Origin of the sequence: Kitasatospora sp. NPDC001540 (assembly GCF_042894345.1) — a bacterium.
In the GTDB taxonomy this organism is placed as follows: Bacteria; Actinomycetota; Actinomycetes; order Streptomycetales; family Streptomycetaceae; genus Kitasatospora; species Kitasatospora phosalacinea_C.
Map to the genome: position 1 here is coordinate 72,965 of NZ_JBIAVO010000034.1, position 8,605 is coordinate 81,569.

Annotated in this window: 11 protein-coding genes; 7 read left to right on the plus strand and 4 right to left on the minus strand. The window is 75.0% G+C overall.

The features are described 5' to 3' along the window. Positions 1-31: 31 nt before the first annotated feature. The 4 genes from ACFY00_RS30430 (at position 32) to ACFY00_RS30445 (ending at position 3,189) form a co-directional block, all read left to right on the plus strand. Positions 32-1,129, plus strand: a complete 1,098-nt coding sequence (locus ACFY00_RS30430; RefSeq protein ID WP_388035290.1) for a Rieske 2Fe-2S domain-containing protein — start codon at positions 32-34, stop codon at positions 1,127-1,129. A 70-nt stretch (positions 1,130-1,199) separates the two neighbouring features. Beyond that, positions 1,200-1,856, plus strand: a complete 657-nt coding sequence (locus ACFY00_RS30435) for an NADPH-dependent F420 reductase (protein ID WP_388035293.1) — start codon at positions 1,200-1,202, stop codon at positions 1,854-1,856. Between the two features lie 53 nt (positions 1,857-1,909). After that, positions 1,910-2,659, plus strand: a complete 750-nt coding sequence (locus ACFY00_RS30440) for a PIG-L deacetylase family protein (protein WP_388035296.1) — start codon at positions 1,910-1,912, stop codon at positions 2,657-2,659. Between the two features lie 68 nt (positions 2,660-2,727). Further along, a complete protein-coding gene (locus ACFY00_RS30445) occupies positions 2,728-3,189 on the plus strand; it encodes a MarR family transcriptional regulator (protein WP_388035298.1) in 462 nt (153 codons plus the stop codon). A 19-nt stretch (positions 3,190-3,208) separates the two neighbouring features. Here the strand turns inward: ACFY00_RS30445 and ACFY00_RS30450 are convergent, their stop codons facing one another. The 3 genes from ACFY00_RS30450 to ACFY00_RS30460 form a co-directional block, all read right to left on the minus strand. After that, the gene (locus tag ACFY00_RS30450; RefSeq protein WP_388035301.1) at positions 3,209-3,922 is read right to left on the minus strand and encodes a DedA family protein; all 714 of its coding nucleotides are present in this window, start codon (positions 3,920-3,922) and stop codon (positions 3,209-3,211) included. A gap of 41 nt (positions 3,923-3,963) precedes the next feature. Continuing rightward, entirely contained in the window at positions 3,964-4,164 is a 201-nt protein-coding gene (locus ACFY00_RS30455) for a DUF1918 domain-containing protein (protein ID WP_285740487.1), read from the minus strand. Between the two features lie 117 nt (positions 4,165-4,281). Continuing rightward, positions 4,282-4,983: a TetR family transcriptional regulator gene (locus ACFY00_RS30460; RefSeq protein WP_388035304.1), complete on the minus strand. Its 702-nt coding sequence runs from the start codon at positions 4,981-4,983 to the stop codon at positions 4,282-4,284. Positions 4,984-5,054: 71 nt separating this feature from the next. On the opposite strand from ACFY00_RS30460, the gene ACFY00_RS30465 reads away from it, so the two are divergent. Further along, positions 5,055-5,810: an adenosylcobinamide amidohydrolase gene (locus tag ACFY00_RS30465; protein ID WP_388035306.1), complete on the plus strand. Its 756-nt coding sequence runs from the start codon at positions 5,055-5,057 to the stop codon at positions 5,808-5,810. A gap of 29 nt (positions 5,811-5,839) precedes the next feature. Here the strand turns inward: ACFY00_RS30465 and ACFY00_RS30470 are convergent, their stop codons facing one another. After that, a complete protein-coding gene (locus ACFY00_RS30470) occupies positions 5,840-6,046 on the minus strand; it encodes a DUF6011 domain-containing protein (RefSeq protein ID WP_388035308.1) in 207 nt (68 codons plus the stop codon). A 307-nt stretch (positions 6,047-6,353) separates the two neighbouring features. Between ACFY00_RS30470 and asnB the strand changes: the two genes are divergently transcribed. Then, positions 6,354-8,207 (plus strand): asparagine synthase (glutamine-hydrolyzing), encoded by a 1,854-nt coding sequence (asnB, locus tag ACFY00_RS30475; protein ID WP_388035311.1) that lies wholly within the window; start codon positions 6,354-6,356, stop codon positions 8,205-8,207. 124 nt (positions 8,208-8,331) lie between these two features. Beyond that, positions 8,332-8,490 carry a hypothetical protein gene (locus ACFY00_RS30480; RefSeq protein ID WP_388035314.1) on the plus strand — a complete coding sequence of 53 codons (159 nt, stop codon included), beginning with the start codon at positions 8,332-8,334 and terminating at the stop codon, positions 8,488-8,490. The last annotated feature ends 115 nt before the right edge of the window (positions 8,491-8,605 follow it).

The window sequence follows — 8,605 nt, forward strand, 5'->3', positions numbered from 1 at the left end:
GCCCTGCCGCCCCAGCCCGAGGGAGCACCCCATGAGCGAGGCCCTGACCGGTCCGGCCCCCGACCTGCGCCGGATCGGCATCGCCCCCGACCACTGGTACCCGGTGGCGACCTCCCGCCAGGTGCGGCGGGGCCGCACCTTCGCCGCCGTCTTCGCCGGGCAGCGGATCGCCCTCTACCGGGGCGGCAGCGGCACCGTCCACGCCCTGGAGGACCGCTGCGCGCACCGCCAGGTGCCGCTGAGCATGGGCGTGGTCGAGGGCGAGATCCTGCGCTGCTGCTACCACGCCTGGGCGTACCGGGGCGACGGCCGCATCTCGCAGATCCCCTACCTGCCCAAGGGCTGCGAACGGCCGCCGCGCGGCGTCCGCTCCTACCCCGTCCGGGAGGAGTACGGCCTGGTGTTCGTCTTCCCCGGCGACCCGGCGCTGGCCGCGGCGGCCCCCTTCCCGCACCTGCCCGAGCACCACGCGTCCACCCACCGGACGATGACCTTCTCGCGCACCGTGCGCTGCCACTACTCGTTCATGCACGAGAACCTGCTCGACATGAACCACCAGTTCCTGCACCGCAGCGTCCTCGGCATGATCCGCCCCGAACTGCTCGGGTACGACAGCGGCCCGCGGCACGTCGAGGCCCGGTACCGGTTCGTCCCCGCCGGGGGCCGGAAGGACCGCGGGGCGGGCCTGCTCTCCGCGGAGGGCATCGGCGGCCGCGACTCGGCCGACGTCATCACCATCCGCACCGAGTACCCGTACCAGACCCTGCGCGACGTGCCCGAGAGCACCGGCCTCCCGGCGTTCTCGCTCTGGGCCGCCTACGTGCCCGAGGACGCCGAGCAGCGGGTCAACCACGCCTACGGCCTGCTGATGATCGCGAAACCGGCCCTCCCCGGGGCGCTGCACCTCGCCTGGCCGCTCATCCGCCGCTTCACCGAACGCGTCTTCGCCCAGGACCGCATGGCCGTCGAGGCGGAGCAGCGGGCCTGGGACGAGCAGGGCGGCGACCGCAACCACGAGGTGTTCCCGCTCATCCTCGACGTCCGCGAGGTGCTGCGCCGCAACGGCGTCCCGCTGGAGCCGGCCGCGGTCCGCACCGAGAGGGAGGAGGCGGCGGATCAGCGGAGTTGATCACCCGTCAGGGCGCCCTCTTGTAGGGTGCGTTCGAATCGTCGATCTGACGCGGGGACGGAGCAGGCGGATGCGGATCGGAATCATCGGCACCGGAACGGTCGGGCAGACCCTGGGCGGCAAGCTGGTCGCCCTGGGCCACGAGGTCACCCTCGGCTCGCGCAGCAAGGGCAATGCCGCGGCGCAGGACTGGGCCGCGCGCTCCGGCCCGCTCGCCCACCCGGGGACGTTCGCGGAGGCCGCCGCCTTCGGCGAGCTCGTCGTCAACGCCACCGGCGGCACCGTCGCCCTGGCCGCGGTCGAGCTCGCCGGGGCGGAGAACCTGGCCGGCAAGACCCTGCTGGACGTGTCCAACCCGCTGGTGTTCTCCCCGACCGGCGAGGTCACCCTCGACCCGGTCAACGACGACAGCGTCGGCGAGCGCCTCCAGCGCGCCCTGCCCGGCACCCGGGTCGTCAAGGCGCTCAACACCGTCAACTGCGAGGTCATGGTCGACCCCGGCCGCGTCCCCGGCGAGCACCAGCTGTTCGTGGCGGGCGACGACGCCGAGGGCAAGGCCCAGGTGGTCGCCCTGCTCACCGAGTTCGGCTGGCCCGCCGCCGACATCCTCGACCTCGGCGGGATCGACGCCGCCCGCGGCCTGGAGATGCTCATGCCGTTCTGGCTGCGGCTGATGCGCCACTACGGCCACGCCGACTTCAACTACGCCATCCGCACCGCGCGCTGACCCCCCGCCCGGCCACCGGGGGCGGGGACCGAACGAAAGGCACCACCGGCACCATGAACGACCGCACCGACCAGGCCCCGCCCCCGTACCAGCCGCTCGACGAGGACTGGGGGAGCGCCCTCGCCGTCGTCGCCCACCCCGACGACATGGAGTACGGCGCGGCCGCCGCCGTCGCCCGCTGGACCGGCCAGGGCAAGCGGATCGGCTACCTGATGGTCACCAGCGGCGAGGCGGGCATCGACGGCATGGAACCCGAGCAGTGCCGCCCCGTCCGCGAACGCGAACAGGTCGAGTCGGCCCGGCTCGTCGGCGTCGAGACCGTCGAGTTCCTCGGGTACCCCGACGGCGTCGTCGAGTACGGGCTGCCGCTGCGCCGCGACCTGGCCCGGGCGATCCGCCGCCACCGCCCCGACATCGTCATCACCACCAACTACCGCGACACCTACGGCGGCGCGTTCCCCAACCAGGCCGACCACATCGCCGTCGGCCGGGCCACCCTGGACGCGGTGCGCGACGCGGGCAACCGCTGGGTCTTCCGCGAGCTCACCGCCGAGGGCCACCAGCCCTGGAACGGCGTCCGTCAGCTCTGGGCGGCGGGCTCCCCGGACGCGCGGCACGCCGTCGACACCACCGACACCTTCGCCGCGGGCGTCGCCTCGCTGGAGGCCCACCGCGCCTACCTCGACGGCCTCGGCGGGGAGATGGCGAACGCCGCCGAGTTCCTGGAGGGCACGGGCCGCGCCGCCGGGGCCCGCCTCGGCACCCGCTACGCCGCCGCCTTCGAGGTGGTCACCCTCCGCTGACGGCCTTGACCTCAAGCGGACTTGAACTCCTACGGTGGGGACGTTCCGTCGGACACCGGGAGGGGCACGTGGACGTGACGCTGAAGGAGTACCCGCAGGAGGAGCTGGCCGCCCAGCCCATCGGGGCCTGGGCGGGCCTGGCCGGCCGACTGGTGGTCGGGGCGCTGCGCGAACAACTGGCCGTGGAGGACCTCACCCAGCCGCACTGGTGGACGCTCAACCACGTCGCCGGAGCGCCCGGCCGGTGGACCAGGGCGGCGCTGACCGAGCGGCTGACCGCCTGGGACGACCTCGGCACCGACTTCGACGGCGTCTACGACGACCTCGTCGCCCGCGGCTGGCTGGTGGAGGACGCCGGGCGCATGACGCTGACCGACCAGGGGGAGGCCGGACGCCTCCGGGCCCGGGAACGCAACCTGCGGGTGCACCGGCAGGTGCACGAGGGCGTCGACCCGGCCGACTTCGTGACCACGATCAACGTCCTGCGCCGGATGGTGGCCAACCTGGGCGGGGACGGCGACCTGCCCTAGGCCCTCAGGACCCGGGCCCTCAGGGGCGGCCGTTCCCGTCGGTGGGCACGTCGTCGTCCTCGTCCTCGCCCTGGCCGTTCTGGTGCGGGATCCGGCCCGCCGCCGCGTCCCGGGGCGGGCGACGGCGGCGGCGCAGCCAGGTGCGGACGGCCAGCAGCAGGAGCAGGGCGGCCAGCACCGCGAACAGCAGCACCTGGTAGCGGACGGCCTCCCGGTAGAGGGTGTCGATGTTGCTGCCCGCGAAGTAGCCGACGGCCGTCCACACGCCCGCCCACAGTGCCGCGCCCACCGCGTTGGCGAGCAGGAAGCGGCGCCAGGGCATCTCGGTGGTGCCCGCGATCAGGCCGTTGGTCTGGCGCAGGCCGTCGACGAACCGGGCCCCCGTCACCACCAGGCCGCCGCGGCGGCGGAAGAACGCCTCGGCCCGCTCCATCCGCTCCGGGGTCAGCCGCACGTACCGGCCCCAGCGGTGCACGAACGCCAGGCCGCCGGTGCGGCCGATCACGTACGCCAGCGCGTCGCCCGCGACCGCCGCCAGCACGGCGACCAGCAGCAGCACCGGCAGCGAGAGCTGCCCCGCGCCCGCGTACACCGCGGCCAGCACCAGGATGGTCTGGCCCGGCACCGGGACCACGCAGTTGTCGAGGAACACCAGCACCCCGACGGCGAGGTACCCGTAGTCGTCGAGCAGCGGGGCGAGGTGGGCCAACGGGCCGGGCAGGGGCGGCGACAAGGGCGGGCACTCCTCCTACCGGGCCCGGCGGGGGCCCGGGGTCAGCGCTGCTCCTCGCCGAGACGGTGCTCGACGACGCAGTCGGGGCCGGGATAGACGAGACCGGCGTGGCCGTCCTCGAAGCGGACCAGGTACGGGGGTTCGCCGTCGGTGCCGCGCACCTCGACGATCTCACCCCGGCGGTCGGTCATGCCGACCGACCTGCTGTACATGTGGACGTGGTCACCCACCGTGGCTTGCATCGGATCACTCCCGCGGGCGGAGGGACAGGGTCTGCGAGCTTCCCCTCCACTGTGCGGCGGGCACCCGGACGGCGCAAAGGCGGACGGCGCGGGCGGGTCCAGCCGGTGGGCGCGGGCTCAGCCGGGCGCGGACGGCGGGGGCTCGGCGAGGTAGCGGCGCAGCAGCCGCTTGCACTCGGCGACCAGCGCCGGGTCGCCCTGCGGGTCGGCCCGGAACGCCAGCTTCAGCACCGCGTCCGCGCACTCCATCGCCACCCGCAGGGCCAGCGCGTACCCGGGCGCGGCGAACAGTTCGCCGCCGATCGCGCGCAGCCGGGCCGCGACCGCCGCGTTGTTGTCGAGCTCGGCGTCGAGCAGGTGCAGGTCGTCGACCTCGGCGGGGACGGTGTCGACCAGGCCGAAGTCCAGGTGGCCGAAGCCGGGGACGGTGCGCTTCATCGCCACGAACTCGTCCACCGCGTGCTCGGTGAAGGCGGCCACGCCCGGCGCGCCCGGACCGGCGGCGGCGACCCGGGCGGCCAGACCGTCCAGGAAGCGGGCCAGGTTGCGTTCGGCGAGGGCGGCCAGCAGGCCCTCCTTGCCCGCGAAGAACTGGTACAGGGTGCCGATCGGCACCTCCGCGCGCAGCGCCACCTCCTTGGTGGTCAGCCCCGCCGAACCCACCTCGTCCAACAGCCCCGCGCAGGCGTCCAGCAGCCGCTCGTACCGCTCCTGGCTGCGCTGCTGCACCGGTCGGCGGCGGGCCCCGGCGGCGGGCGCGGCCGGGGCGGCCGGGGTGCGGGCGGCACGGGCGGCGGGCGCGGCGGGCTGCGGGGTCATGACGCCACTCTGCCGCATCCGGTCGGGCCGGGGCGAATCCCGACCGGACCGGTGTGGTTGGGTGTCGGACCATGAACGAGCAGCGGGCGGTCAGGATCCAGCGGGCGGTGCGGATCGAGGACGGGGCCTGCCGGCACCTGCTGGTGTGGCGGGCCGGGCCGGGCTGGCGGATGGCCGGGTCCGGCGTCCTCGGCGGCGGGATCGGTGAACGCCACTGGGTGCTCAACGCGCAGGTCCGGGCCGGGTACGGGCGCCTCGACCCGGCCGAGCACCTGGCCGAACTCGCCGCCGCGCAGGGCCTGTCCGGGCCGGGCACGGCCCTGATGACGGCCGCCGAGGTGGACGCCTGCACCTGGGCCGAGGACGGCGGCGCCACCGCCGTGGTCACCACCGGCATCGGCGTCCCGACCTGGGCCGCCGCGCCCGACCCGCCCTCCGGGTACGCGCCGGGCACCATCAACGTCCTGGCGGTCGTCCCCGCGCCGGTCTCCGACGCCGGGCTGGTCAACCTGCTGACCACGGCCACCGAGGCGAAGGTCCAGGCCCTGCTGGAGGCCGGGTACGACTGCTCCGGCACGCCCTCCGACGCGATCTGCGTGGCCGTCCGCGCCGGGGGCGAGCCGGAACCCTTCGGCGGCCCCCGCTCGTACTGGGGCTCCCGCCTCGCCCGGGCCGTCCACCGCGCCGTCCTCGCCGGAGCCCTGGCCGACCGCGAACGCCGGGACGGCTGGGACGGGCCGCCCACCCACCCGGCGACGCTGCCGGGCTGCGCGTGCGACGACGTGCTGGCGGGGGAGGGCAGTCGGGTGGCGCGCGCACGGGTGTGAGCTCCGGCCCCGAGCGGGCCGAGCGGGCGTCAGGTGCCGGGCAGGGGCTCCTGGTCGATGACGTAGATCCGGACGGGGGCGGGGGCGTCGGCGCAGTGGCGGCCGAGCTCCTCCCAGCGGGACTCGGGGTTGCGCAGCGGGCGGTGGCAGCGGCGGCAGCGGACCACGGGGGCCGGGCGGCGTTCGACGGCCGTGCCGGGGATCGGGGGTTCGGTGCTGCCGGGCTGGTCGCTCACCGTCCCAGTTCACCACCGGACGGTGGCGGCCGCGACAGAGGGGTGCCCCCGGGCGGGCGGCCCGGGTGCACCGGTTCGGGCCAGATGTCCGGGCGGGCGGCGGGAGTCGAGGGGGAGTCGGCGCAGGTGGGGGCGGGGGTCGCGGGTGGCCCGAACTGTGCGTACATGACCAACACTTGGTTGTCGAATGCACCCTTCCCGCCTAGCGTCGTGACGCCGGTGCGGCCGTACGGGAGACGGCCCCGCCCCCCACCACCACCCCGGGGCGGCACGGCACCGGCCTCCTGCAGGAAGGGCCACACCTCACATGTGCGGGATCACCGGATGGGTCTCGTTCGACCGGGACCTGAGCACGGAGCACACCACCCTCGCCGCGATGACCGCCACCATGGCCTGCCGGGGCCCCGACGCCGCGGGCACCTGGCTGGACACCCACGTCGCCCTCGGCCACCGGCGGCTCGCCGTCATCGACCTCGACGGCGGCCGCCAGCCGATGGCCGCCGAGCACGACGGCCGCGCCGTGCTGGTCACCACCTACAGCGGCGAGATCTACAACTACCGCGAACTGCGCGCCGAACTGCGCGCCCGCGGCCACGCCTTCCGCACCGAGAGCGACACCGAGGTCGTCCTGCACGCCTACCTGGAGTGGGGCGAGGCGTTCACCGAGCGCCTCAACGGCATGTACGCCTTCGCGCTGTGGGACCCGCGCAGCGAGGAACTCCTGCTGGTGCGCGACCGGATGGGCGTCAAACCGCTCTACTACCGGCCCACCCCCGACGGCGTGCTGTTCGGCTCCGAGCCCAAGGCGATCCTCGCCCACCCGCAGGCGCGCGCCGTCGTCGACGCCGAGGGCCTGGCCGAACTCCTCGCCTTCACCAAGACCCCCGGCCACGCCGTCTACCGCGGCATGCGCGAACTCAAGCCCGGCCACACCCTGCGGGTGCGCCGCGGCGGCCTCACCGAACGCCGCTACTGGGCCCTGGAGGCGCACGAGCACACCGACGACCTGCCCACCACCGTCGCCACCGTCCGCGAACTGCTCGACGACATCGTCGCCCGCCAACTGGTCGCCGACGTCCCGCTGTGCACCCTGCTCTCCGGCGGCCTCGACTCCTCGGTGATCACCGCGCTCGCCGCCCAGGGCCTGGCCGCCGCCGGACGGGGCCCGGTGCGCTCCTTCGCCGTCGACTTCACCGGCCAGACCGAGAACTTCACCCCCGACGCCCTGCGCGGCACCCCGGACGGCCCCTACGCGCACGCCCTGGCCGCGCACGTCGGCTCCGCCCACCGCGACATCGTGCTCGACACCGCCGACCTGACGGACCGCCGCCACCGCGACGCCGTGCTGACCGCCCGCGACCTGCCGATCGGACTCGGCGAGGGCGACACCTCGCTCTACCTGCTGTTCAAGGCGGTCCGCGAGCAGTCCACCGTCGCGCTGTCCGGCGAGTCCGCCGACGAGGTGTTCGGCGGATACCCGTGGTTCCACGACCCGGCCGCCGTCGCCCACGACGGCTTCCCCTGGGCGTACGTCCTGGCCAAGGGCTTCGGCGGCGGCGCCTCCCGGCTCGGCCCGCAGTCGCTGCTGGCCCCCGGCCTGCTCGCCAAGCTCGACCTCCCCGGCTACCGGGACGCCCGCTACCGCGAGGCCCTCGCCGAAGTCCCCCGGCTGGCGGGGGAGAGCGGCCACGAACGCCGGATGCGCGAGATCAGCCACCTGCACCTGACCCGCTTCGTGCAGATCCTGCTCGACCGCAAGGACCGCACCTCGATGGCCGTCGGCCTGGAGGTCCGCGTCCCGTTCTGCGACCACCGCCTGGTGCAGTACGTCTTCAACACCCCCTGGGCGATGAAGAGTTTCGACGGCCGGGAGAAGTCCCTGCTGCGCGCCGCCGCCCGCGACGTGCTGCCCGAGGTCGTCGCCCAGCGGGTCAAGAGCCCTTACCCCTCCACCCAGGACCCGCGCTACGCCGAGGCGCTGCGCACCGAACTGCACACCCTGCTCGCCGACCGCGACGCCCCCGTCCGCGACCTGCTCGACCTCCCCGCGGCGGGCGCCGCCGTCGCCGACGCGCCCGGCGCGGACCTGCGCAACGCCGGGGAGGTGGTGCTGATGCTGGACGCCTGGCTGCGCCGCTACGGGGTGACGCTGGAGCTGTAGCGCCACCGGCCGGGTCATGCCCGGGCGATCCTCCGGTAAAAGGTCGCCCACGGAACGGGCGGCGCGAACTGCGCGGCAATGGGCCGTTTATCACGCGTACACAGCCCCGCCACACTCTGGACACATGCGAGGCGCCGACCGGCGCAGCGCACCGCACCAGAAGGGGGAACCCACCGTGAAGAAGACCGTCGGCGGCAAGAAGATCGTCGTCCGCAAGCCGGGCGCCGTGCGCCTGACCGCGCTCTGCACCAACTACGGCTACGGCAACTGCTGCTGCATCTGACGACAGCGGCCGTGGGGGGGGGGGGGGGGGGGGGGGGCCCCCCCCCCCCCCCCCCCCCCCCCCCCCCCCCCCCCCCCCCCCCCCCCCCGGAGATGGTCAAACCCCCCCCCCCCCC